At 43.6% G+C, this 25,008-nt stretch carries 30 protein-coding genes; 23 read left to right on the top strand and 7 right to left on the bottom strand.

Annotated features, from left to right (window positions below; genetic code table 11):
* Positions 1-33: 33 nt before the first annotated feature.
* Positions 34-984 carry a sugar phosphate isomerase/epimerase family protein gene (locus ACO06Y_RS10750; protein WP_422083835.1) on the bottom strand — a complete coding sequence of 317 codons (951 nt, stop codon included), beginning with the start codon at positions 982-984 and terminating at the stop codon, positions 34-36.
* Positions 985-1,096: 112 nt separating this feature from the next.
* On the opposite strand from ACO06Y_RS10750, the gene ACO06Y_RS10745 reads away from it, so the two are divergent.
* From ACO06Y_RS10745 to ACO06Y_RS10730, 4 genes are all read left to right on the top strand, one after another.
* Entirely contained in the window at positions 1,097-3,742 is a 2,646-nt protein-coding gene (locus ACO06Y_RS10745; RefSeq protein ID WP_422083834.1) for a hypothetical protein, read from the top strand.
* Between the two features lie 56 nt (positions 3,743-3,798).
* Complete coding sequence (gene rpe, locus ACO06Y_RS10740) at positions 3,799-4,458, top strand: ribulose-phosphate 3-epimerase (RefSeq protein WP_422083833.1); 660 nt, start codon at positions 3,799-3,801, stop codon at positions 4,456-4,458.
* Entirely contained in the window at positions 4,458-5,441 is a 984-nt protein-coding gene (locus ACO06Y_RS10735) for a YpdA family putative bacillithiol disulfide reductase (protein WP_422083832.1), read from the top strand. Before rpe ends, ACO06Y_RS10735 begins: the two co-directional genes overlap by 1 nt.
* A gap of 93 nt (positions 5,442-5,534) precedes the next feature.
* A complete protein-coding gene (locus ACO06Y_RS10730; RefSeq protein WP_422083831.1) occupies positions 5,535-6,290 on the top strand; it encodes a hypothetical protein in 756 nt (251 codons plus the stop codon).
* Between the two features lie 24 nt (positions 6,291-6,314).
* Here ACO06Y_RS10730 and ACO06Y_RS10725 read toward each other — a convergent pair whose 3' ends face one another.
* Entirely contained in the window at positions 6,315-8,267 is a 1,953-nt protein-coding gene (locus ACO06Y_RS10725; RefSeq protein WP_422083830.1) for a thiamine pyrophosphate-binding protein, read from the bottom strand.
* A gap of 74 nt (positions 8,268-8,341) precedes the next feature.
* Positions 8,342-9,100 carry a flavodoxin family protein gene (locus tag ACO06Y_RS10720; protein ID WP_422083829.1) on the bottom strand — a complete coding sequence of 253 codons (759 nt, stop codon included), beginning with the start codon at positions 9,098-9,100 and terminating at the stop codon, positions 8,342-8,344.
* A gap of 326 nt (positions 9,101-9,426) precedes the next feature.
* Between ACO06Y_RS10720 and ACO06Y_RS10715 the strand changes: the two genes are divergently transcribed.
* From ACO06Y_RS10715 to ACO06Y_RS10700, 4 genes are all read left to right on the top strand, one after another.
* Positions 9,427-9,927: a hypothetical protein gene (locus ACO06Y_RS10715; protein ID WP_422083828.1), complete on the top strand. Its 501-nt coding sequence runs from the start codon at positions 9,427-9,429 to the stop codon at positions 9,925-9,927.
* Positions 9,920-10,639: a hypothetical protein gene (locus ACO06Y_RS10710; protein WP_422083827.1), complete on the top strand. Its 720-nt coding sequence runs from the start codon at positions 9,920-9,922 to the stop codon at positions 10,637-10,639. Before ACO06Y_RS10715 ends, ACO06Y_RS10710 begins: the two co-directional genes overlap by 8 nt.
* 93 nt (positions 10,640-10,732) lie before the next feature.
* Positions 10,733-11,113, top strand: coding sequence for a hypothetical protein (locus ACO06Y_RS10705; RefSeq protein WP_422083826.1), 381 nt, complete (start codon positions 10,733-10,735; stop codon positions 11,111-11,113).
* 96 nt (positions 11,114-11,209) lie between these two features.
* Complete coding sequence (locus tag ACO06Y_RS10700) at positions 11,210-12,070, top strand: alpha/beta fold hydrolase (protein ID WP_422083825.1); 861 nt, start codon at positions 11,210-11,212, stop codon at positions 12,068-12,070.
* 64 nt (positions 12,071-12,134) lie between these two features.
* Here ACO06Y_RS10700 and ACO06Y_RS10695 read toward each other — a convergent pair whose 3' ends face one another.
* Genes ACO06Y_RS10695 through ACO06Y_RS10685 form a run of 3 tightly spaced genes read right to left on the bottom strand, consistent with a single transcriptional unit; the run spans position 12,135 to position 13,552 of the window.
* Complete coding sequence (locus tag ACO06Y_RS10695) at positions 12,135-12,593, bottom strand: Spy/CpxP family protein refolding chaperone (protein ID WP_422083824.1); 459 nt, start codon at positions 12,591-12,593, stop codon at positions 12,135-12,137.
* Between the two features lie 5 nt (positions 12,594-12,598).
* Complete coding sequence (locus tag ACO06Y_RS10690; protein ID WP_422083823.1) at positions 12,599-12,910, bottom strand: hypothetical protein; 312 nt, start codon at positions 12,908-12,910, stop codon at positions 12,599-12,601.
* Between the two features lie 54 nt (positions 12,911-12,964).
* Positions 12,965-13,552, bottom strand: coding sequence for an RNA polymerase sigma factor (locus ACO06Y_RS10685; RefSeq protein ID WP_422083822.1), 588 nt, complete (start codon positions 13,550-13,552; stop codon positions 12,965-12,967).
* Positions 13,553-13,659: 107 nt separating this feature from the next.
* Between ACO06Y_RS10685 and ACO06Y_RS10680 the strand changes: the two genes are divergently transcribed.
* Genes ACO06Y_RS10680 through ACO06Y_RS10665 form a run of 4 tightly spaced genes read left to right on the top strand, consistent with a single transcriptional unit; the run spans position 13,660 to position 15,983 of the window.
* Positions 13,660-13,959, top strand: a complete 300-nt coding sequence (locus tag ACO06Y_RS10680; protein WP_422083821.1) for an EF-hand domain-containing protein — start codon at positions 13,660-13,662, stop codon at positions 13,957-13,959.
* Positions 13,960-13,977: 18 nt separating this feature from the next.
* A complete protein-coding gene (locus ACO06Y_RS10675; protein WP_422083820.1) occupies positions 13,978-14,754 on the top strand; it encodes a YHYH protein in 777 nt (258 codons plus the stop codon).
* Complete coding sequence (locus ACO06Y_RS10670) at positions 14,741-15,331, top strand: toxin-antitoxin system YwqK family antitoxin (protein WP_422083819.1); 591 nt, start codon at positions 14,741-14,743, stop codon at positions 15,329-15,331. Before ACO06Y_RS10675 ends, ACO06Y_RS10670 begins: the two co-directional genes overlap by 14 nt.
* Positions 15,312-15,983: an SCO family protein gene (locus ACO06Y_RS10665; RefSeq protein WP_422083818.1), complete on the top strand. Its 672-nt coding sequence runs from the start codon at positions 15,312-15,314 to the stop codon at positions 15,981-15,983. The genes ACO06Y_RS10670 and ACO06Y_RS10665 overlap by 20 nt, the downstream gene beginning before the upstream one ends.
* 102 nt (positions 15,984-16,085) lie before the next feature.
* Here ACO06Y_RS10665 and ACO06Y_RS10660 read toward each other — a convergent pair whose 3' ends face one another.
* Positions 16,086-16,604 carry a peroxiredoxin-like family protein gene (locus ACO06Y_RS10660; RefSeq protein WP_422083817.1) on the bottom strand — a complete coding sequence of 173 codons (519 nt, stop codon included), beginning with the start codon at positions 16,602-16,604 and terminating at the stop codon, positions 16,086-16,088.
* Positions 16,605-16,772: 168 nt separating this feature from the next.
* Here ACO06Y_RS10660 and ACO06Y_RS10655 point away from each other — a divergent pair, with 168 nt between their 5' ends.
* From ACO06Y_RS10655 to ACO06Y_RS10605, 11 genes are all read left to right on the top strand, one after another.
* Positions 16,773-17,189, top strand: coding sequence for a winged helix-turn-helix transcriptional regulator (locus ACO06Y_RS10655; RefSeq protein WP_422083816.1), 417 nt, complete (start codon positions 16,773-16,775; stop codon positions 17,187-17,189).
* Positions 17,190-17,267: 78 nt separating this feature from the next.
* Positions 17,268-17,564 (top strand): antibiotic biosynthesis monooxygenase family protein, encoded by a 297-nt coding sequence (locus ACO06Y_RS10650; protein ID WP_422083815.1) that lies wholly within the window; start codon positions 17,268-17,270, stop codon positions 17,562-17,564.
* Between the two features lie 57 nt (positions 17,565-17,621).
* Positions 17,622-18,023 (top strand): cupin domain-containing protein, encoded by a 402-nt coding sequence (locus ACO06Y_RS10645; protein ID WP_422083814.1) that lies wholly within the window; start codon positions 17,622-17,624, stop codon positions 18,021-18,023.
* Positions 18,024-18,547: 524 nt separating this feature from the next.
* The gene (locus ACO06Y_RS10640) at positions 18,548-19,126 is read left to right on the top strand and encodes a Crp/Fnr family transcriptional regulator (RefSeq protein WP_422083813.1); all 579 of its coding nucleotides are present in this window, start codon (positions 18,548-18,550) and stop codon (positions 19,124-19,126) included.
* Between the two features lie 139 nt (positions 19,127-19,265).
* Positions 19,266-20,021, top strand: a complete 756-nt coding sequence (locus ACO06Y_RS10635; protein ID WP_422083812.1) for a DJ-1/PfpI family protein — start codon at positions 19,266-19,268, stop codon at positions 20,019-20,021.
* Between the two features lie 153 nt (positions 20,022-20,174).
* Positions 20,175-20,876 (top strand): DUF6597 domain-containing transcriptional factor, encoded by a 702-nt coding sequence (locus tag ACO06Y_RS10630; RefSeq protein WP_422083811.1) that lies wholly within the window; start codon positions 20,175-20,177, stop codon positions 20,874-20,876.
* 32 nt (positions 20,877-20,908) lie between these two features.
* The gene (locus ACO06Y_RS10625) at positions 20,909-21,331 is read left to right on the top strand and encodes a VOC family protein (RefSeq protein WP_422083810.1); all 423 of its coding nucleotides are present in this window, start codon (positions 20,909-20,911) and stop codon (positions 21,329-21,331) included.
* A gap of 130 nt (positions 21,332-21,461) precedes the next feature.
* A complete protein-coding gene (locus tag ACO06Y_RS10620; RefSeq protein ID WP_422083809.1) occupies positions 21,462-22,232 on the top strand; it encodes a class I SAM-dependent methyltransferase in 771 nt (256 codons plus the stop codon).
* Between the two features lie 145 nt (positions 22,233-22,377).
* The gene (locus ACO06Y_RS10615; RefSeq protein WP_422083808.1) at positions 22,378-22,728 is read left to right on the top strand and encodes a YciI family protein; all 351 of its coding nucleotides are present in this window, start codon (positions 22,378-22,380) and stop codon (positions 22,726-22,728) included.
* Between the two features lie 29 nt (positions 22,729-22,757).
* Positions 22,758-24,017 carry an RNA polymerase sigma factor gene (locus tag ACO06Y_RS10610; RefSeq protein WP_422083807.1) on the top strand — a complete coding sequence of 420 codons (1,260 nt, stop codon included), beginning with the start codon at positions 22,758-22,760 and terminating at the stop codon, positions 24,015-24,017.
* Positions 24,018-24,232: 215 nt separating this feature from the next.
* A complete protein-coding gene (locus ACO06Y_RS10605; RefSeq protein ID WP_422083806.1) occupies positions 24,233-24,754 on the top strand; it encodes a hypothetical protein in 522 nt (173 codons plus the stop codon).
* The last annotated feature ends 254 nt before the right edge of the window (positions 24,755-25,008 follow it).

The following is a 25,008-nucleotide window of genomic DNA, read 5'->3' as shown; positions in this document are numbered from 1 at the left end:
AAGCTCTCAAAAAAAAGGAGAAATCCAAGGGACTTACAACTCGTACCAAAAGGACTCACGTAACAGCTCCAGGCCTTTGGGAACAGCGGTATCCGGGGACTCGTTGCCCTCAAATTCAAGTGAAATATATCCTTTATAATTATGCCTACGCATCATCTCCCCAATTTTGGGATAATCGATATCCAAGCTGTACCATTTCCCGCCGCCATAATAAGTTTTGGCCTGTACCAAATAGGTCTGGGGTGCCAATAATTCCATCTGGGCTTCCCGATTCTCCAAAAAATTTCCGGTATCCAAGGTTACCTGAAGCCAAGGGCTATCGATAGCATCTACAATGCGTTTTACACCTTCCGCGGTACGTCCTAGGCCCCAGTGGTTCTCCAATCCCAGCACCACTCCACATCTTTCGGCCGTGGGTATACATTTCTCAATGGCGTCGATGACCCATTTAAAACCATCTTCATCCGTATATCCTTCCAAAGTCGGCTCCATTCCCTTATTCGCCATTAAATCATCAAAGGACTTTGAGGTTCCCCAACGTCCCGTATTCAATCGCATGGTGGGGATGCCCAATTTATAGGCCAATTCTATTTGGTGCAAGGTTTTTGAAATATTTTGCTCCCGATATCTTTTTTCCGGACTTAGATAGCCTTGGTGGGTGGAAAAACCCATAAGATCCAAACCGGCATGAAAGGCCTGTTTCTTCAATTTTTGAAGATATCCATTATCCTCTGAGTTCATTTGTACCAATAACAATTCAATGCCATCAAAACCCATGGCCGCCGCTTTTTCGATACAAAGCTCCATAGGTACATTTTCCTTGGGGCCATTGAACTGCCAAAAGGAATAGGTGGACACCCCAATAGGATTATGCTTGATTTTTTTGGGTTTTGGAGCGGTTGCCAAATCTGATGGGGAAAATCCGGTAATCACGGAACCCGCACCCAACATTGCGGCTCCGTTCATAAATTTACGTCGATTCATATCTAAAAAAGTTGTTTGAAATGGTGAATTCCAAAGATAACCATTTCCATGCAGCTTGGAATCCCATGGCAATTCACTATTTTTATGCAAAACCCGATAAAAGTTTTATAAAATGACCAAAAACATCACCGTGGCCTACCTATTTTTTGTGGGCTGCCTTTTGCTTTCCTGTACCCAAGAAACTTCAGTAACCCCAGAAAAAGAAATTGAATTCAACCTCCCTGATAATTTCGTCCTCGAAGACCTCTATAGGCCCAGCATCCATGGACAGGGATCATGGGTGGCCTTGGCCCAAGGCCCGAACGAAACGGTATACGCCTGTGACCAAAGAGGGAAAATCTATTTCTTCCAGGCCCCTAAGGAAGGTGATGTCATTTCCGCTTCAAAGGTAGATAGTGTAAATCTCAAAATCGGGGAGGCCCATGGGCTGTTATGGGCCCATAACAGCCTATACGTATCGGTAAACAAGAGATGGGACGAGGAGGTTCCGGACGAGGAGGAAAACGGTAGCGGAGTATACCGTTTAACGGATACCGATAACGATGGCGAATTGGATAAATTGGAGATGTTGTTGAAGTTGGAAGGACAAGGGGAACATGGGCCACATAGTTTTGTGCCCAGTCCCGATGGAAAGGAAATCTATTTTATCGCCGGAAACCATACCTTAATTCCGGAATCCCTTTTGGAGAATAGCCGACTTCCCGCAAATTGGGATGAGGACAATCTATTCCCTCCCTATCTCGATGCCCGAGGCCATGCCAATGATATCAAGGCGCCAGGGGGTTGGATCGCTAAATTTAATCCTGAAGGTACGGACTGGGAAATCATTTCAGCAGGCTATCGAAATCCATTCGATATTGCCTTTAACAAAGATGGTGAACTGTTCACTTACGACGCCGATATGGAATGGGACATAGGGATGCCTTGGTACCGCCCAACACGTATCAACCATGTGACCAGTGGCAGTGAATATGGTTGGCGGACCGGTTCCGGCAAGTGGCCGGAATATTATCCGGATAACCTGCCCGCGGTACACAATTTGGAACAAGGTTCCCCAACTGCTGTTCTTTCCGGGGCCAAGCTCAACTTTCCTTCTAGATACAAAAACGGACTTCTTGTGATGGATTGGAGTTTTGGTACGGTGTATTTTATCGACCTAAAGCCAAAAGGAAGTAGCTATACCGGGGTTCGGGAGGAATTCCTATCCGGTACTCCCCTACCGCTTACCGATATGATAGCCGGTTCCGACGGTCATTTGTATTTTGCCACCGGAGGCCGTGGATTGAATTCCCATTTGTACCGTTTACGCTATACCGGGGAAGATATGGGAACCGCAGAAGCAGAAACCAGTCCGGAGGCAAAGGCCCTTCGGGAACTGCGCCAAAACATTGAGAAATACCATACCGAGGAATCCGAAGAGGCCATCCCCCTGGCTTGGGCCAATTTGGGGCATGAAGACCGGTTCATACGCTATGCCTCCCGGATGGTCTTGGAACACCGACCGGTAGATCAATGGCAAAACCGCTTTTTTACTGAAAAAGACGCGGCCAAAATTCTGGAATCTGGTATTGCCTTGGCTCGGCAAGGGGATAAAGACCTTCAGGGGCGTATTCTGGACAAATTAGCTCAATTGAGATTGGAGCAACTTACGAAACAGCAGCAAATCGCATTGTTGCGAAGTTATGCGCTGGTATTTATCCGGATGGGCGAACCCGACGAACGACATAGAAGGGCAACGGCCAGAAAATTGAACTCCTATTTTCCGCATGCCAACAATGCCGTGAACCGAGAACTGGCCCAACTGCTGCTCTATTTAAAAGCCGATGGGGCCACCGAAAATATAGTAAAGCTTTTGGAAAGGCATACCAAGGAAAAAACGGTGACCGAAGGTGTGGAACTGCTTTCCGAGGAGGCTACACAGCGTAGTGAACAATATGGTCCACTCATCCGAGAAGTTATTGCCAAGATGCCCCCTAGCGAGTCCATCTATTACGGTCTTCTTTTGAGCCATGCCACCGAAGGTTGGACGAACGATTTGCGCGAAAAATACTTCCTCTGGTTCTATGATGTACTGGGGGCCAAAGGCGGGATGAGCTTTAAAGCCTATATGGAAAATGTACGCCTACAGGCCATGACCAATGTCCCCGAGGACAAAAGGGAGTATTTTCAGGAAATATCCGGTGTATACTCCCCCTCGACCGCAGTGGCCGATTTACCGCAACCCATCGGGCCTGGACGGGAGTATTCAGGACGTGATATGAGCCATATCCTTTGGGGAGGCGGTCTACAAAATTATAGTGGCACCTTTGCGGACGGGGAGCGCGCCTACCAGGCGGCCATGTGCGTATTATGCCATCGTATGCGGGGTGAAGGTGGCGCCGCCGGACCGGATCTGACACAGGCCCATACCAAGTTTAGCGACTACGATTTGCTTTTCGCGATTTACAGTCCACATGATGAAATCTCGGACCAGTATGCCAATACCCTTTTCCATATGAAGGATGGGAAGAAAATTGCGGGACGCATAAAGGCGGAGGATGATACGAGCATTACCTTAATGCCCAATCCGTTCAATGAAAGCTATACCGTGGAATTGGCTACAAATGAGGTGGAAAAGCGGGAACTCTCCCCCATCTCCCCGATGCCTCCTGGGCTTTTGAATCGGTTGAATGAACAGGAGGTCTTGGATCTGTTCGCCTATTTGAAATCCGGAGGGGACGGGAATCACGAGATTTTTAAGGGAAAGGCAATGAATTAATACGAGAACGTTGACATTTCTCTACCTTTGCATGGATATTGTTTTAGCTTATGGACATGCATAAAACCAAAATAGCCCCTTCCCTTCTGGCTGCCGATTTTGGCAACCTACAACGCGATGTGGAATTGGTAAACCAAAGTATGGCGGATTGGCACCATATTGATATCATGGACGGTGTCTTTGTACCTAATATTTCCTATGGAATGCCCGTAGTAAAGGCCATAGCGGGATATGCAACCAAGCCCCTGGACGTTCATTTGATGATTGTAGATCCCAACAGGTACATCAAGACCTTTGCGGATTTGGGCGCCTCGGTACTTACCGTTCATTATGAGGCCTGTAGGCATTTGCACAGAACCTTGCAAGAAATCAAAGCGGAGGGCATGCAGGCCGGAGTGGCCTTGAATCCCCATACGAACATCAATGTCCTGGAGGATACGATAAACGATATTGATCTGGTATTGATCATGAGCGTGAACCCCGGATTTGGTGGGCAATCCTTCATCGAGCGTACCTATGCCAAGATACGGAACCTAAAGACATTGATTCGGGACAGAGAGGCCCATACCTTGATCGAAGTTGATGGCGGTGTTAGCTCGGAAAATGCAAAGGCCTTGACCGACGCGGGTGCAGATGTACTTGTTGCAGGAAGTTTTGTATTTAAAAGTGAAGATCCCAGCTCTACCATACGGGAGCTTAAAGAAATTGCAGGATAATGAAGGTATACGATATTATTATTGTCGGCGGAGGTCCCATTGGGATTGCTTGTGGGCTGGAGGCCAAAAAAAATGGGCTTTCCTATCTTATTATCGAAAAAGGCCCTATCGTTAATTCGCTTTTCAATTATCCCATAAACATGCAGTTTTTTTCCTCCTCGGATTTACTGGAAATCGACAACATTCCCTTTATCAGTAAGGAGGCCAAGCCCAAGCGGAACGAAGCATTGGAATACTACCGGAGGATAGTGACCTCAAATCAATTGAACATCCATCTTTTCGAAAAAGTGACCGATGTAAAAAAGAGCGATGATCTATTTAACGTCACCACCGAAAAAGAACGGTATACTTCCAAAAATATCATCGTGGCGACCGGATTTTATGACATTCCCAATCTCATCGGTATTCCCGGTGAGAATCTGCCCAAAGTCTCCCACTATTATAAGGATCCCCATTTTTACGCCAGTCAGAAGCTTATCGTCATCGGTGCTAGCAATTCTGCTGTGGATGCCGCCTTGGAATGCTACCGTAAGGGAGCCGATGTGACCATGGTCGTACGTGAGCCGGAAATCGGGCAAAGGGTCAAGTATTGGGTACGCCCGGACGTTATCAACCGGATCAAGGAAGGCAGTATACAAGCCTATTTCAATTCCAATGCCAAGGAAATTTTGGAGGATGCCGTAATCGTGGATACCCCGGAAGGCACCCTTCGTATTGAGAACGATTTTGTGCTGGCCCTTACAGGCTATATGCCCAATTTTGAATTTCTGGAAAAGCTCGGGATTCAGCTGTCCGATGACGAAAAACGGCTTCCCAGCTACGACCCCGAGACCATGGAAACCAATATAGACGGACTGTACCTTGCCGGTGTTATCTGCGGGGGTATGGAGACTCATAAATGGTTTATAGAAAATTCCAGGATCCATGCACCCATCATTATCGGTTCCATACTGAAAAAGACGGCCCAAAACGTAAACGTTTAGATTTTTCAGCGACCAAGAGTCTGGAAATCGCTCCTTTCGCCTTCTGATGATAGGAATCGATTTCACATTCGAACAATCTAATCCCTGTTGATCATGAATAATCCCATGCTGGAACAGATCCATTTGGCCGCCCAATATCTGGCCATGGCCGGAAAAAGTTTTTTACCTCCAAAAGAAGATGACAGCCATACCAACATCGGATTCGTACCCGAAAGCGAAACTCTGGAAACACTGCCCTTACATCCTTCTGGACAAAAGTTGGTTTTCGACTATTCCGACTTTAGCCTAAAGTGGGAATCCAATGTGACCCATTCCTTCCCGTTGGACGGAAAATCGCATAGTGAGGTAGTCGCCTGGATCAACGCCATGGTCACCTTAAGTCCCTTGACCCAACGGTACGTTTATGAATTACATTATGAACTGCCCTACTCGGGCTTGGGGGATTTCAAATTTGAACTTGTAGACCCTTCGCAGCTACAGGAATTGCTGAGTTTACGAAAACTGGGGCATGTTGTTTTACAATCCTTTTTAGATCGGGAAAACTTGCCATCGGATATTTGCATTTGGCCCCATCATTTTGATACGGGTGCCTTTACCCATTTGGATGATGGGTCGGGAAAATCCATTGGTTTGGGTTTAGCAATCCCCGATTCCCTATGCGATGAGCACTATTTTTACATCAGTGGTTATCTGGGCCATCAGGCCCTGGATGTCTCCAATTTCAAGGCATTGACCCATGGGGCATGGGATCCAAAGAATTTAAAGGGCGCACTGCTCCCAGTATCGGATATGGACGCCGAAAGTGCCGTCCAATTTTTTCAGGAAGCCTTGAGGGCCTATAAAAGGTGATACGGCCGTGGGTACTTTTAGGGTCTATATCAAATCGACATCGGTGATAATTTCCAAGAGTCCGGGACCCGATGCGTTGAACAGTTCTTGCATCGCGCTTTCCAAATTTACTTGATCGGTGATGCGCTTTCCCCATGCCCCACAGGACAAGGCAAAGTCCGCAAAATTAGGGTTGGAAAGGGAGGTCTTCCAAACATCAAACTCGCCTTCACGCTGTTCCTTGGATATTTTGCCCAACTCATGATTGTTGAGAACGATGAGCTTTACCGGCATCCTATACTTGACCAAAGTAGTGATTTCTGCTAGATATTGGCAGAGCCCCCCATCACCGGCCACCGCAACTACCGGTCGTGAATCGCCAACGGCCGTCCAGGCACCAATGGATGCCGGTAGGGCAAAACCTATGGACCCCAAGTAACCGGACATCAGAAAATCATGGTTTTTGGATTCAAAATACCGCCCAAAGGAGTAGGCATTATTACCAACATCAACACACATCACCGCATTTTCCGGGGTCAATTTGTTCATCGCATCAAAAATGGCGATGGAGCTTACCCCCTTCTCCGAGGTCTCCTGAAGCCGTTTTGCCTTCTCCGCCTTCCAAATCTTCCAGCGCTCGGCAATTTCGGCCCGTTGATCCATGCTATTGATTTTTCCTTTAAGTTCCTTTTCAAATATCTCCAAGGTCCGGGATATCTCGCCCCAAACGGCCACTTCCACCTTATGGAACTTGCTTAAGGCCAAGGGGTCAAAATCCACTTGAATGATCGGTTTTTTGGGGGTAATCCCCGTATGATTGGAAAACGAGGCCCCGAAGACGATCAACAGATCGGACTCGTTCATAAACCAGGAGGCGATGGGTGTTCCACTCCGGCCCAATACCCCGCCGCCCAAGGGATGGTCATCGGGTATCAGTCCCTTTCCCTTAAAGGTAGTCACTACAGCCGCATTGAGACGTTCGGCAAATTGTACAACGCGCTTTTTATGGGCCCGGGCTCCATGACCCATAATGATTACGGGGCGTTTGGATTTTTTGATCAACTCAACGGCCTCGTCCACTGCCGATGCCGGTGGGGCTATTTCCAGGGAGGTCATCCGCTTCTCCGGGGTCTTTGCCCTTGCTCTGGGGTTTGCCTTCTTTTCCTGTACCTCATCGGGAAAGGTCAAATGGGAAACATCGCGTTTTAGGACAGCATGCTTAACCGCCAAGGACATCAGTTCGCCATGTCGGCTATCACTTTGTACCCTATGGTTGAACTCGGCTACACTACCAAAAGCCTGTACTAAGTCCACTTCCTGAAAATTTCCGGTTCCGACCACCTGTGTGGCCACTTGCCCGGTCAAGGCCAATAAGGGGGCACGGTCTACTTTGGCATCCCACATACCGGTATACATATTGGTAGCTCCCGGGCCCGCAATGGAAAAACAGGCGGCCGGTTTTCCGGTGAGTTTGCCATAGGCCGAGGCGGCAAAGGCACCTGCTCCTTCATGGCGGATACCATAAAAATTGAGATTCCCTTTTTGTTCCTGGCGCTTCATGGCATCGGCAAAACCCAAATTGGAATGGCCCACCATCCCAAAAACGGTAGTTACCCCCCAATTGATCATGGTTTCTACCATAAGGTCGGACACTGTAGTCTCATGCGGCGCCTCCGCTTCCAGACCTACATAGATGGCACCTTCCTCTTCCTTTACGGCAAAGGTTTCTACCCCATCATCATAACCTCCCGGTGGCAAACCGGTACATGGATGAAAATCCCACCCATGCCAAGGGCAGCGCAACAAGCCATTCTCGATGGATCCTTCGCCCAAGGGGCCTCCTTGATGCGGACATTTGTTGTCCAATGCCGAAAACTTCCCTTCAAAATGGGTAAGGCAAATGCCTTTATGGGCCGCGGTAACCGTTTTAACGCGCCCTTCGGGTAAATCGTTTTTGCTGTCCAATACCTTGTGCCAGACCGTATTCTCTTTTGCCACTATGCTAAAAATTTAGTTGTTTTTCCGTTAACCAATATAACGATTTGGCCGGGGAATCACGAGGCGTTTTTGCACTATCTTTTATGTTCCGGGCTATCGAATCCGGCCTTACAGCCGGCATCCCATTCATCGGGGAGATTGCCATAGGCGGGTACACCGCCGTTGTCCTTTAACATTCGGGCCAGATGCAGGCAATTCCAAACCAAGAAGGTGGTATTCCGGTTCGTAAAATCGTTCTCGGGGCCACCGGAACCCTCATCCCGATACGAGGGGCCGGGACCGGCCTCGCCCATCCAGCCGGCATCCGCCTGGGGTGGAACGGTATACCCGATGTGGGAAAGGGAGAAGAGAATATTCATGGCGCAGTGCTTTACCCCGTCCTCATTTCCGGTAATCAAGGTGGCGCCCACCTTTCCGTAATCCCGGTATTGCCCTTTTGCATTGAACTGATGGGTATAGCCGTACATACGTTCCAGGGTACGATTGCATACCGAGGATTTTTCGCCCAGCCATACGGAGGTACAAATGATCAAAATATCACAGGCATCGATTTGCTTTTGAATCTGGGGCCAATCGTCCCGATCCCATTCCGGGGTCTGGGACATATCCAGACCCAATCCGGCCGGAATTACATAGTCTACGGGGCGTATTACTTTTGTGGTTACCCCATTGGCCTCAAAGATACGTTGGGCCACTTGAATCAAGCCTTCGGTATGGGAAAGTACCGGGGTCCGGTTGAGCGTACAGTTTAGAAATAGGACGCTAAGGTCATCGTATTTCGCGGGCGGGTTTGCGCAGTGTTTTTGGGTGATTTCATTGAGTTGTTCTGTCATTGCGGTGTATTTATAAGGTTAGGTGAAGAAAGGGAAATCTTGTGCCCTATTTGGCTCGCTAACTTTGTTAAGAGTTGTTCCCGTGTTCTCCATTCTTGGGTCGATCCCCTATAGGTTTCATTACGGTAATGTATAAAAAAAAGAGCAATACAGGTATGCCATACATTCAGTCACTATAGCCCACAATTTCTCAAAGGGAACTGAAACTCATGTACATATAGGAGAAACCTCTCTGGATACCATAGAAGATTTCTTATCTTAGTTCGACATATAAAAGACATAAGGGTTATGTACCTAACGTTAGCAGCAATTAAAAACCAAACAATATGAATCATAATATTAGAATTAAAATTGGCTCAATAGAAATTGAGTATGAGGGAACCGAAGATTATTTAAAAAATGACTTACCATCATTAATAGACAAATTGGTTGCCTTAAAAGGAATACAATCTGAAGAGTCTGCATCCGAATCAACTAATGAGAATGCAGAAAATTCTAGTGACACAAAAGCTGAAAAAGGTAATGGTCAATTACAAATGTCAATAAATTCGATTTCAGCAAAACTAGATGTAAAGTCTGGTTCTGACTTAATAATTGCCTCTGCAGCTCATTTGACACTTGTTCAAAATAAAGAGACTTTTCAAAGACAAGACATTCTAAACGAGATGAAAAAAGCCTCTAACTACTATAAGAAGTCACATCGTGGAAATTTAACATCATTACTCAAAACACTCGTTACAAGCCATAAATTAATTGAGAGAAAGACTGGTACTTACGCAATTTCGGCAACTATTCTTAAATCACTCAAATCAACTTTGAATGCATAAATCTTTACAGGACTTATTAAGCAACTCTGAACTTAATCGTAAAGAGAAAATTTTAGTTCTTTTAGCTCATGATAGCTCATCAACAAAAAGAGTATCTGAAATAAAAAAATTAGCTGTTTTAAATGGCCTGAGAGAAATTGAAAAGTGGAATATTTCAATGGTTTTAAAATCTTTAAATGGATTAGCCATTAAAGTTAAAGATGGATGGTGCTTAACAACCAAAGGAGAAAATTATTTAGTTGACAAAAAATTTCAAACAAAAAGACCTAAAGTTTTCGAATACGAGAATCTAAAAAAGGAAGCCGATAAGATTAAATCAACTTATGTCAAGGAATTTGTAATCGAGGCAATTAATGCGCTTGAATATGATTTACTGAAATCTGCAGTTGTCTTTTCTTGGATTGGTGCTATCTCTGTTCTTTACGAGTATATTGTAAATAATCGACTTGCTGACTTCAATACAGAAGCGAAAAGGAGGTTTCCCAAATGGAAATCTGCAACTAATATTGATGGTTTAACTAGAATGAAAGAATATGATTTTCTACAGGTTTTGGAATCGATTTCAGTTTTTGGAAAAAACACTAAAAACGAATTAGAACAATGCTTAAAATTGAGAAATTCTTGTGGACATCCGAGTACGTTAAAAATTGGTGGAAATCGAGTTTCGGCGCATTTAGAAATATTAATATTAAACGTATATAAAAAATATTGACCGGATAAATAATAGCTGCTAACAGTGACTATAAGTACTTGCCTTGCAACTACTCATAGCCGAGAACGTTGTGAGTAATTTGACCAAACCGAAATGCAAGAATCAAAAAGACTGAATTTTTTAAAATCATATCTCAAATTATTCGGAGTTAAAAGAATTGAATTGGTTGACGAAACGGTTGACTCTACAAGCGGAATTGCAATTTATGATGAGAATGACCCAGAAGAACGACAGGAATTTATTTGGCATAAATCTGAACAAGAAGTTCCTTCGCTTGAATTAAACATTCTGATTGAAAAAATCGTGGCGGAAAAATGGCATAACGGAGACAAAATTTCTGATGAAATTGAGGAATTGGAATTTGAGGAATTTGACAACACGACCAAAGAAAAAATATTGAATGAACTATTCGACGTCCAAATTAGAATGATTGATGATGGAGAGGAAACAGACTCATATTGGGTGCATTACTGATTGAAAAGCTCTGAATATGAAAAATGAAAAACTACCCACAGCAATGTATAACCGCAACTGACGGTTATACGAGACCGTTAGGTGCAATTCCAAACCATGCAAGAGACCCTAAAAATAAAGATTGGTAGTTTAACTTTTGACTGTCGGACCCATGGTGATACAGAGAATGAACTCGTGATCTTTTTACATGGCTGGCCTGAAACTTCATATATGTGGAAAAGGTTAATGTCCAGTCTTTCAGAAAAGGAATTTTACTGTGTAGCACCTAATCTAAGAGGGTATAGCAAAGAGGCTTGTCCATTGGCGATAGAAGAATATAGCCTGGATAAATTGGCCAAGGATGTTTTAGGAGTCTTTAAGTTTTTCAATAAACCCAATTTTCATCTTGTGGGACATGATTGGGGAGCACTTATTGGTTGGAAATTAGCCCATGACCATCAAGACAAAATCCTAAGTTGGACAGGAATTTCCGTGCCTCACCCCCAAGCTTTTGGAAAAGCAATGGTTATGGACGAGGAACAAATTAAATTGAGCCGATATGTAAAGAATTTTCAGACCCCAAATCTTCCAGAAGAACAAATTAGAAAAGACGATTTTAAAATAGTAAGAAAGTTATGGGAAAATTGCACTGCCGACGAAATTGAAGATTATTTAAAAGTCTTTAGTAACCCAAAACAATTGACCGCAACGCTAAATTATTACCGAAGTAATTATAAACTTTTAAAGACTGCGGCCAAAAATAGAATACTCGGCGATATACATGTTCCTACTTTATTTATTTGGGGAAACAAGGATATTGCAATCGGTTCCTATTCGGTTGGCGAACATCACCAATATATGAAAAACGAATATGAATTTTTGGAATTGAATTCCGGACATTGGCTCATACAAACCAATTACCAGGAATTAAAAAAATCCATTATGAATCACGTTACAAGGAATAAGAACAGCGCCTAACAATGGCTCCCGTAAAAAGCCCTAAGGAAGTTTCTCAAACCCACCAAACCCGGATATGCTCTATTTACCGATGCGGCGGAGGCGGTCCACCTTTAGGGCCATGAGGTCTTAACGCTCCGCGAACGATACGCTTGAGCTTTCTTTTTTGTTCGGTATCGCACATACGCTCCAGTTTGTTGAAAAAAGAAAAGATTTCCTTTTCCCTTTCTTGGCTCAAATTACCAAGAGTAGAGGTTATGGAATCCAGCTCCTGATTTGAAAAATCATCGGAACCCAAATTGGAAAAAAGCAATTCTTTCAATTCCCGGGTACGCTCATCAATGGTCCGCATTTTACGATGGTGTTCCGCATTGACCTCCTGAAATTCCATCCGCTGTTCTTCGGTAAAATTTAATTCCTTGAAAATAAAATCCCGGGGCGGCCTGGGTTTTCTGTCTGGTTCCTTTACCGTCATATACAGCAACACACCGTTCATGACCATCAAGAAAATCAACAAAATGCTAAGGAGTAGATTTTTCTTCATAACGGTCAATTTAATAGGGATTCGTCCTGGGCCGATGACAGGCCATAGGCCTCGGCAAAGGTCTGGATTTCTTCTTCCCGGTTGGAATCGCTATACGTATAGAGCACGAGCGCGTTCAAAAGGACAAAAAGGAAGAAGGCCGCCATCTGATATTTGGGTGCAAACCAGGGGAGCCAGCCTAACTGCGGTTGGGAATCCCGAGTTTGGGAAAGCCTGTTGAGCACCTTTTCCTTAAAGAAAGGAGGTGTATTGACCGGCTCGATGCGCGAGGCCGAGTCAATTAGTTCATCAATTCGTTGGGAAGTATTCTTTTTCACATTCATGGGTATTGGTTTCCTAGATTTAGATGCCGATTTGCAACAAAACTTGCGTTACCGACCCTCTTTTTTATAATATGTTGTTAAAATTTTTCTTAGGTTCCTTTTCGCCCGAAACAACAGGGACTCCACGGAGGAGATACTTTTTTGGGAAATGGCACTGACCTCCTTATAGCTTAATCCGTCTATATTGTGCAAGGTAAACACAATTCTTTGGGCTTCGGGCAATCGGTCTATGGCCCGGAACAGGATTTCCTTCTTTTCCTTTTCCTCCAACTGTACCCCGGGATGGTTGAACTCTGTAAAATACCGCGATTTGTCCAAAGGAACCGTATTTCCGGTAAGCGACTGTATAAAGCCAAATCTTTTTTGGGTGTTTTTCCTCCGGATAAATTCCAAGCTTTTGTTTACCGAAATCCTATAGATCCATGTAGAAAGTGTGGAATTCCCCCTAAACTTTCCAACGGAATTGTAGACCTCAACAAATACGTCCTGGGCAATATCCTCGGCATCTTCCACATTGGGTACAAAAGAGAGACAGGTATTAAAGACCTTCTTTTGATACAAGTCCAAAAGCCGGGCATAGGCGGATTGCCTTTGCCCTTTTAATTCCGATAGAAATTGACTTTCGTCCAAATGCAAATGGGTGCGTTAGTATGTCTACAAAGTAACGGGATTTAAAAATAATGAGCCCAAGCGCAAGTTTTTTTGGGATTCCTCATCTAAACCTAAAAACAAACAAATACAATATGAAACGTAAAACTGTAACACTGGGAACGGTACTGGTCGCTTTGGGACTTTTCAGTTCCCATATCGTAACGGCCCAGTCTACGGATGGCAGGCGGCAAAATAGATCCCGGCCCACAATAGCACAAGTATTCAAGGATTTGGATGCCGATGAGGACGGGAAACTTTCCGCAAAGGAGGTAAAGGGGCCCTTAAAAAGGGATTTTGCCAAAATAGATGCCAATGAAGACGGCTACCTCTCCCGGGAGGAATTGGAGAAAGCCCCCAAACCGGAAAGAAACGGACCGCCACGAGGCGAGTAAACCCTAAAAAAACAGATCATGAAAAGAAATCCCATTGTATTAGGTACAGTATTGTTGTTTATTGTCTTTATCGCCTGTAGTTCGGACAACGATACCCTTATGGACGATGAAGGCATAGACTTGACGGACGATAATGGTTTTACCAGTGAAGTAACTTTAAGCGCGGCATTCGCCGAATTTGATGAAGATGAGACCGATATCTATTTGGACGGTTCCAATGTGGTCATTGAAACCACGGGCTTTCCCAACCATAGTACGGTATATTGGGGAGAGGGACATCCCCTGTACCAAGAGGAGCCAGGTGTAGCCCTTACCCCAAGCATTATCCCCAATTTTGATGGTTCGGCCACCTTAACGGTACCGGCGAATCCGGAGTTGGCGGCACGTAGTACCTCTACCAATTTAGGTGCCATCGGTATTGCCGTAAGCGGTGCGGCCATTTTTAACGATCAGGAAGGTAACGGGCCCTTGGACGGTGCCGCGGCCAGTTTGGATTATACCGGTGGTCATATCGGCCCTTCGGTATACCACTATCATCTGGAGCCTACTGCTTGGTCCGAGGATGATGACACATTGATCGGTATTTTGGCCGATGGTTTCTTTATTTATGGGAGAAAATGTAATGCCACCGGAGACTATCCCACGGATTTGGATACCTCGGGTGGCCATACCACAACAACACAGCATTCGGAGGAGGCCTTGTACCACTATCATATTGAAAACGAGCTCTATTTGAATACCTACTACATTATTTTTCCGGGAGATTATCAAGGAACGCCCAATGCCATCAATTAAGGTTTTTGGTTGGGCGGCACTGCTTTTTATTTCCTTCTTGGGGTACAAGGTGGAAAATGATGGGGAGGTCATCAGGATTCCCGATAAAGAAGTACATAAAAGCGAACTGCACTTATACCCCAATACCGGGCAATGGTTGTATCAGGGCCTTCCCTTTAACGGATTTGCCCTGACCTGTCATCCCAATGGTGCCGTAGCCGAAAAAATCGGTTTCCATAATGGGAAAAAGCAGGGTATCGCCCTAAAATGGTATGCCGATGGTACCTTGGCGGGCAAAAAAAACTATGTGGAAAACCGTTTGGAAGGGGTCGCCAGAGCTTGGTGGCCCAATGGCGTATTGAGCTCAGAATCCCACTACGTAAACCGCCAGCGCCACGGAAAGCAGAAAAAATGGTATCCGAACGGAAAAATGGCCCGGTTGATGCATTTTGACCGGGGGAAGGAAGAAGGCCTTCAGCAGGCCTGGTTGCGGACCGGAAAATTGTACGCCAATTATGAGGCCAAGAACGGGCGTTTTTTTGGCCTTAAACGATCCAACTTATGTTATCAGCTAGAAGATGAAACGATTCAAAGATAAACTGGTTTTGCTTTTGACATTAATCTTTGTTGCACTGGGATGCCGAACGGAAACCAAAAAAGAGGTCGTAAGCCGGGTAGATACCCTACCCTATTATGACGGCCCCTCGTTTACGCCCCAATGGTTGCCCCGAAATAGTGACTCCATTTTTGGCCTGCATCAAGTGGCCCCTTTTCAACTGGTCAACCAATTGGGGGATACCGTTACCCAAAAGACCTTTGAAAACAAAATCTATGTGGCGGACTTCTTTTTTACCTCCTGCCCCGGTATCTGTCCCAAAATGACTGAGAACATGGCCCTGGTACAGGAGGCATTTAAAGAAGATAAAAGCGTTTTGTTATTGTCCCATTCCGTTACGCCGGAATATGATTCGGTTCCTGTTTTAAGAACCTATGCGGATATCAAAGGGGTTATCCCCAATAAGTGGCATTTGGTGACCGGGGAACGCAAGATCATTTATGATTTGGGACGCTACGCCTATTTTGTGGAGGAAGATCTGGGCGTTCCCAAGGGCGATGATGATTTCTTACATACGGAAAACTTTATCCTTGTGGACAAAAACAGGCATATCCGTGGAATTTATAATGGGTTGAACAAAACGGCCATAGCCCAATTGATTGCGGATATCGAAACATTGAAGAAAGAAGGGTGACCGTGTTCTTGCCCCTAAAAAGCCCATTCTTCATTGGTTCCGGGTCTTATCACCCACTTCCCAGAAACATGCAGGCGAACGTGCGTTAGCAAAAAACGCTTCTCAAAGTAGTTCCCCACGGGCAGGATATCCCGATTGTATGATGTAATCGACCGCCTTTACAAAAGAGGGCAAATACGGTCTTCCCCAGGGATTGGAGTTTATGGCCGAATAATACACCTGATTCTTGGCATCGATCAAAAACAAGCCCGGTTCGCTAAATTTATCCGGTTCCCCTTCCTTTATGCCCGCGCTTAAGTACAACGACCATTGTCTTGCGGTTACCTCATCCAAATCATAACCTAAGGAGAGATTTGGAATTTCCCATTTTTGGCGGGATAATCTGGCTCTTTTTTCCGTATCCATACTTACGGCGATCACATGTACCCCGCTTCGGTCAAATTCCGGCAAGAGTCCCTGTAATTGTTGCAAATACTTTTTGCATATGGGGCAATGTAGGCCGCGATAAAATACGATCAATGTAAAATTATCCGGATTTTGATCGCCCAAGTTCCAATCGTTACCTCCCAATAACGGAAATTTTAAATTAGGTGCAGTGTGTTTTGGTGTAGGTCTGTTCATCGTATACCGTATTAAAAATTATGGGTTAAATGTTTATCAAAGCGTCTAAAGTCGTTCGCTATTTACAGGTTTTTACTACATTCGTTTCGTAAAGAAACCAATTATAGTTTATTTTAGAAACCATTTTGTTTTACAAGGGACAAAATAGTGGTAACCGAAAAGTAACCAGTGGCTCGAAAATACATTGAGAATCCAAATGCATGCACACTTGTGCACACCATGAACATCATTGGAAACAAATGGAAGCCCATTATCATTTACTTATTGTCCAATGGTTCCATGCGATTTGGGAAATTAAACGCCTTGATTCCGACAATTTCAAAGAAAGTGTTGACCAACCAACTCAAGGAACTGGAAAACGATGGATTGCTTTTTAGGGAATCCTTTGCGGAGATTCCGCCAAGGGTGGAATATTCCCTGACAGAAAAATCGATCGGACTTTTACCGGCTCTAAAACAATTAAGTGAGTGGGCCGACAAGGCCTATCCCGAAATAAATTTTGAAGAATGCAAAATCATCGAGATCCATAATATACCCGCTTACAAAGACCTCTACCATGAAACAAGAACAAAGAGCAATGAATAGGATACTGATTTCCATGACCGTTAGGAAAAGGATAAAAACTATTTTTTGTTTAGGAAATCAATCCTGAAGAATACCAGAATGATACGAATAATCTATAGTTGGCGGGTAGAGCCGGAAAATTTGGAGCTTTTCATTAAGACCTGGAAACGAACGACGGATGCCATTCATAAAGAGGTCACTGGGGCAAGGGGTAGTTTTATGCTACAGAATGATAAGGATACCCGAGCTATAAAGACCATAGCCAAATGGGATTCCCTCAATGACTGGAAAGAATTTTGGCAGGGCGACAATCCTGCCCAAATGCAATCCATGCACGAATTGGGAGAACGGGTTTCCGTAGAGATCTTTAGGGAAGTAGATGATTTTACCAAATAGAACGGAGGACAAGTAAGCTGTTCTTCAAAATTGCGAATGCCCATAAAAAAATGTGATATGCCAAAAATAGCTAGGATTGAACCGGTCCACATCGCCAAGGAAAAATGGATCAAAGTCCAAGATCCACCAAAAGGTGTTCTTGAGGGACACCATTATGGGGTAAATTGTGTAGTCATACGATATTCCACCGACGAAATCGGGGAAGGACCTAATCTGCACGTTCATCCCTATGATGAAGTTTTCCATATTCTTGAAGGTCGGGCGGAATTTACGGTCGGGAAAAAGAAGTTCATCGCAGAGGAAGGTGCCCTGGTCATTGGGCCGGCCAATGTGCCCCATGCGTACAAGAACCTTGGCCCGGGCCGATTGGACTCCTTGGATGTACACTTAAACGATGAGTGGATCCAATATGACCTGCCCCGTGAGGGGGAAAAACTTAGTGCTCCCGAGTTGTCTTAAATTCCAAAGCAATCAACAAGGCCTTATGTCGATTTTCAAGAAACATATGGCTTTGACACCCATTATTCCATCCAAAGTATCGGATTCTGAAGCTATCTGGGCTTGTCATATAGTTCGATGCGATACTTGGGGCAATCTTGATAAATAATCGTATTCCTGTTTGATCTTAGAGGCGTATTTTGCAGGTACAAAAACAAGTAGAACAACGTGCGAATAAAAAACTACCTTAGGATTCTGTTTTGGTCCTTGTTCACCATCTTTGCTTGGAGCTAGCCAACAAGCAGGGTATGAAAATCAATGCCTTTCATTTTGATTTTCCCGGTCTCGGGTTTGCCGAAAGAAATGGGAAAAATGGAAGTGGGTTTACGATAGATAAAGGCGTACAACTGCAATATATAATTGATTGCGTTTAAATTCCTCAAACGGAATCCCAGCAATCCATTATCTTTGAAGCACATCGGAAAAATCCAGCTGGATTTTCCACAACTTATCATGCAGAAAGCCGTTAGGCACCGAGATAATCCATGACCGAAAGCGTTTTAACAGACCATATCAAAACGTATATCACCCTTTCAGAGGAAGAGTTATCTAAAATCGTACGCTTTTTTGATTGCCATTCCTACCCTAAAAAGGAAACCTTGCTTTTTGCCGAAAAACGATGTGACACCTTGTTTTTTGTGGAAAAAGGGTGTTTGCAATTGTACTTTATCGATAATCTGGGCAACCCAAAAACCTCACAATTTGCCATAGAAAATTGGTGGTTGACGGATTTTTTGGCATTTCAAAATCAAGAACCTTCCAATTTCTATATTGAAACCGTGGAGCGCTCAGAGGTCTTATCGATCTCTTTTTCAAAGTATCGGGAGCTTTTGGATAAATTCCCCAAAATGGAAAAATACTTTAGGGCCATTTATGAGACGGCGTATGGAGCAGCGTTAATGCGCTTAAAATATGTACACAGCCTTTCCAAGGAAGAAATGTTCTTTAGGTTTCGGAATAACTTTCCGGAATTTGTACAACGCGTACCACAATACCTTTTGGCCAGCTTTCTGGGCCTCACTCCCGAATATCTAAGCGAAATTAAGGGAAAACAGCTTTCTTAAACCAGCTTAATTTTTACTACAATTCATTTGACCATCTTTGTTCAATAATAAACAAAGGGCAGGTTTAACCACGATTTGATTCAATAACAACACTATATAAATACGGGCAAAAACCAATTGAAATAAATAAAACATGACCATGAAAAAATTAAGGATTTTAGCAACGCTTTTCTTGGCAACCCTTCTTGTGAATTGTACTACCGAGAAATCAAAAACCGATCCCAAAACCGGGAATACCGATTACGTAGCGTCGCAATCCGATACCCTGACCAAACACCTAAAACCGTTTAGACCGGAACTGCCAACGATAGGCCTTTTGATGTTCCATGGCGTTCTGCAAGGAGAGGTTGTAGCTACATCCGATGTCTTCGGGAAACCGGATAAAAACTTGGAACAGCTTTTTAATGTAATCACCATAGCCGAAACGGAAAACCCGATCACGACCGAAGAAGGGATGCGTTTTGTCCCTGATCATACTTTCGAAAATTGTCCCAAATTGACCGCTTTGTTCGTTCCGAGCGGTTATGATATGTATGCCCAGGTCCATAATGAAAAAATGGTAGCATTCATTAAAAGGAAAAACCGGGAAACCGAGTTTATCGTGAGCAATTGTGCCGGGGCACAGCTTATCGGGAAGTCGGGAATCGCGGATGGCCATAAAATCGTTACCTATATTGGCGGTGGAAAACAACTACAAGAGGATTATCCCAATTTAAAGGTTCAAGATGACAGTTTGGTAACCTTTGTAGAGGACGGAAAATTTAGTTCATCCAACGGAAACTTAACGAGCTACATTTCGGCCCTCAATCTATTGGAAAAAATGACGAACACCGAACACAGGAAATTTGTTGAGAGCTATTTATACTTAGACAGACTTCAAAATTGGGAAAATTAAATGCCGGGGGCAACCACGGAAATTAAGTAACTTGCTTTATGAAAAGTCAGGATACCTAACGGCTACTTTTCACTTATGGATCTTTGTCTACCGTTTGTATAGGCTCGGATGAACTATCAAGAAAAACATACAGAAGGATTTATATCGAACTTCGTGAAAGGTTTTTGGGAGTTTGAGACCTCTAATAAGGAATGCATCCATGAAATACTTCCCGATGGACTTTTCGACCTGATTTTTGAAATTAAAAACGACCGGGTTTCGGAAATATCGCTCACCGGGGTCTGGATCCAACAAATCCAAGTATCGATACCAAAAAACACCAAATTAATCGGGGTTCGGTTCAAACTGATTTCGGCCGAATACATCTTTAAGCAATCCATCAGGGAATTGAACAACACCAAGACCAAACTCCCCAAAGCGTTTCTCGGGGCTGAAAATCTTCCATTTCGGAACTTTGAGGATTTTTCCAGTTCCCTGATCCAAAAAATACAGTACGGTCTCAAAAACCTCAAGGAAATAGACGACAGGAAATTTGAACTTTTTAAAATTTTATACGAACAAAAAGGTGAGATTACGGTAAAGGAATTATCCGAAAGGATTTTTTGGAGCAGTAGGCAAATCAATAGGTATTTCAATGACCGCTTTGGATTTCCGCTAAAGACCTTTTGTAACATCCTCAAGTGCCATTCGTCGTTTCCCCATATTGCGAACGGACAGCTATTTCCGGAAAAAGCGTATTATGACCAGGCTCATTTTATCAAAGAAGTAAGACGGTTTACCGGAGCTACGCCGAAAGACCTGTTTCATAACAAAAACGACCGATTTTTACAATTATCCACCTTGTCCGAATACTAGATTTGTCTTCCTAATCAAAAATTTCGAACACAATGAAGGCAAAGAAACTAACCCCAAATTTTGAGGTAAACAACATCAGAAGCACCGTGGAGTTTTATGAATCCGTCTTAGGTTTTTCACTGGTAATGGCAGTTCCCGAAACACAGGATGGAATCGAACAGGTGCTAGCCAACGGCAAGGAATATGTTTACGCACTGCTACATAAGGACCACGTGGAGATGATGTTTCAAAGAACCGACAGCTTTAAGGAAGATGTAACCCTTGCAAAGGATATGGCACCGGGAGCAAGCGTTTCATTTTATATGGAAATTGATGGAATCGAAGATTTCTACGAAGAAATACTGGATAGGGGCATAGAGCCTACCGAACTAAAAACGGCTTGGTACGGTATGCGGGAGTTTTATATGACGGACATTAATGGCTACATTTTAGGATTCGCCGAAAAAAAAGAATAAAAACGGTACGTAGTATGGTGTAAATGCGATGGCGGTTCAGATGCAAATTTGAACTGTTTTTGGTTGTAATTCAGTATCTTGAAGCCCTATAAATAACAGTTTAAACTGACTACATTTATTCGATACGGCTATGTGCGATGAGAAAGGGATTTCGGCATTGGATTTGGAAATCGACCTTCATAAAAATTCCGAAAGACAGGGGCCAGGCAGCCCGGAGGATACCCTCAGGGCATTGGAATTGATAGGGATAGCCAAGAACAAAGGTTTAAAGCTTGCGGATATCGGTTGTGGTTCCGGAGGCCAGACCATTACCCTTGCCCAGCATATCGATGGCCGCATAACGGCAGTCGATTTTGCCGCCGTTTTTTTGGATGAATTAAACGAAAAATCAAAAGCATTTGGAATCCATGACCAAATAAGTACCCTTGAAAGACCCATGGAGGATCTTCCCTTTAAGGAGAAGTCCTTTGACATCATTTGGTCAGAAGGCGCGATATACAATATGGGTTTTGAAACAGGTATCAAAAAGTGGCGGGAGTATCTAAAACCAGGGGGATATTTAAGTGTAAGTGAAATCACTTGGATAACCCATACGCGGCCTAAGGAAATCGAAGACTTTTGGCGTTTGGAATGCCCGGAGATCAATACCGCTTCCCATAATATAAAAATCCTGGAAGATAATGGGTATGCACTTCGAGGTTACTTCTGTTTAAAGGAAGATAGTTGGATTACGAATTATTATCAGCCTCTAGAAGCTCGATTTTCTTCCTTTCTCCAACGCTATAATAATTCCGAACCGGCGAGGGAAATTGTAAAGGCGTACAAAGCAGAAATCGATTTGTATCGAAGATACAAGGAATATTTTAGCTATGGCTTTTACATCGCCAAAAAGAATGGTTAATGGGATACTTGAAAAAACAGGAGCGACTGCATAACATATGAATTATCCGATCATAAAAAGAAAAAATTAGATTCTTGTCCAATTTCCAGGTTTCTAATCATTAGGTATATGAACGTTTACTATTTATCCATTAAAAACAAAAAACATGAAAGATTTTATGATGCTGTTCCACAGCGAACCCGATCCCGATTTTAACCCTACTCCCGATCAAATACAGGAGGAGGTCAAAGCCTGGCAAGATTGGATGGAAGGAATTGGTGCACAGGGCAAACTCAAAAATCCGGGAGAAGCCCTGGGCTTTGAAGGAAAGACCATGCATGCGGATGGATCCGTTACGGATGGCCCATATGCGGAAATTAAGGAGATTGTAGGAGGTTTTATCATCGTCTCGGCAAATTCCATTGAAGAAGCCATTCAATTGGGCAAGGGTTGTCCCGTATTGAATAGCGGGGGCAAAGTAGAAGTGCGGGACGTCATGATCTTGGATGGTATGTAACCTTCCGTTTAGCCGGAAAATGCAGTAGTATGGACCACAAGCAACTTTCCGAGATATTTAAATCGGAGTACAGCAACTTGATTGCTGTACTCTGCAATTATTATGGATTGACCGATCTGCAATTGGCAGAGGACATTGTATCCGATACTTTTTTAAGGGCCATGAAGGCTTGGTCCCATAAGGGCATTCCCAAATTTCCCAAAGCTTGGCTCCGGAAAGTGGCCCAAAATCTCTTATACGAACATCACAGAAGAAAAAAGATCTATGAGGAAAAAATCGCCCCTGAATTAAGGTTTGGAAATCAGCAAACAGATGTCGTAGAAATTACGGATAAAATAATAGAGGATAGTCAGCTCCGGATGATATTTGTACTCTGCGACCCAGAACTTAACAGAGAGTCCCAGCTTTGTATTGCTTTAAGGGTTTTATGTGGTTTTAGTATCGAAGAGATTGCCAGGGCACTTTTGTCCCATAAGGAAACCATTAACAAAAGATTATATAGAGCTAAAAAAGCGATAAAGGAACGTCATAAAGTCGAAACGAACCTTACAGCGAGCCAGTACGCTTCAAGGCTCGACAATGTACTACGAGTCATCTACTTAATGTTCAACGAGGGGTATTATAGCAGTGTCAACGAGGAAAATATCCGCTATGAAATCTGTTGGGAAGCCATGCGTCTTGGCCTTTTCCTATCCGGGCAAAAAATCTTTCCAAGACAAAAGATTCATGCCCTGATAGCCTTAATGTGTTTCCATGCCTCCAGATTGGATGCCAGGACGTCGGGGGAAAACGGTAATCTTTTGTACTACGAACAGGATAAAGGAAAATGGAACAAAGATCTGATTCAAAAAGGCAGAAAATACCTCAACCGCTCCGCTGTAGGAAACGAGGTTTCCAAGTACCATCTCGAAGCTGCCATCGCCTACTGGCATACGGTGGAAACCCAAGGAAAGTGGGATACCATATTGCAGTTATATAATAGATTGCTTCTATTGGAATATTCATCGAGCATAGCTATGAATCGAACCTATGCCTTGGCCCGGGCGAGTTCCATTGATAAGGCCATTGAAGAGGCCCATAAATTGGAATTAAAGGATAACCACCATTATTTCTGTTTGTTGGCCGAGCTCTATCGTATGAACGAGACTATTGATAAGGAAATAGAATACTTGGGCAAGGCGATTAAATTTGCAAACAAGGAAAATGAAAAAGAATTGATCAAGGACAAATTGGAAAAGGCATATCAATATCACGTTCAAAAAACTGGGCGAAAACTACCGATACCATAAAAAAAGTAGTCATTCGCATTTACAAAATGGACGTGGTCTTCTTCTATGATGCTGGTTATCGATTAAAAATGGCTACATCAAACAAGCGATAGCTTCAAATTCAAGGGTTGTGGCCCGGTTCAAGGTTTTCTAGCTTGATTAGGTCTGAAGTCCTTAATCGTCTATTTTGTATACATTACCTTTGGTCCATAACAGGGAGTAAACAACGTAACCAAATGAAGGACTTTGAAAGCCGACTTAAGGGTGGACATCCCAACTCATTGGGAAACACGGTAGAAGTCGTTGAAGCGGTATTAGCGGATAACGACCTTTTTGACGAATTGTACCATTGCTATTTTAGTACCGATGAAGTAGTGCGATTGCGGACTTCAAATGCCATGAAACGAATCTGTAAGGCGAAAAAGCCAATTCTAGTTCCCTACATGGATAGATTTCTAACCGATATTGCCAAAATCGACCAGGCATCGACCCAATGGACCTTGGCCCAACTGTTCGGAATGCTAGAGCAGGAAATGTCCGAAAGACAAATCGAACAGGCGAAAAAAATCATGAAAAATAATCTTGCTCATCACAGCGATTGGATCGTACTAAACCAGGCCATGGATACCTTAACAAATTGGTCAAAAAAAGATACGGATTTGAAAACATGGATTTTACCGCATTTGGAACGATTATCTTCGGACGAAAGAAAATCGGTTTCAGGTCGGGCGAAAAAGATGATCGATAAGTTAACCTAATGAAATAGCTATGCCGACCACGGATGATCACTACCCACAGGGACTACCTTATTAGACTATTCGAAATTTTCAAAAAGCGGTTACCGAAACGAAGAATTCGCCTAGTGCGGGCCGTAAATGAATAGTATACAAAACCCTTGGCAATAATTCCCAAAAATGAAGAAAACCCAATAATTTCTCAAGTTAAAGAACGTATTTTTACAGGAGTTTTTATTGAAAAAATAACCCCGATCCGAAATTGAAAAATAAACCGA

The sequence above is a fragment of the Ulvibacterium sp. genome (assembly GCF_965228935.1).
Lineage (GTDB): Bacteria > Bacteroidota > Bacteroidia > Flavobacteriales > Flavobacteriaceae > Ulvibacterium.
Note: the sequence above shows the minus strand (reverse complement) of the source record. Positions and strands in the feature narration are given on the sequence as shown.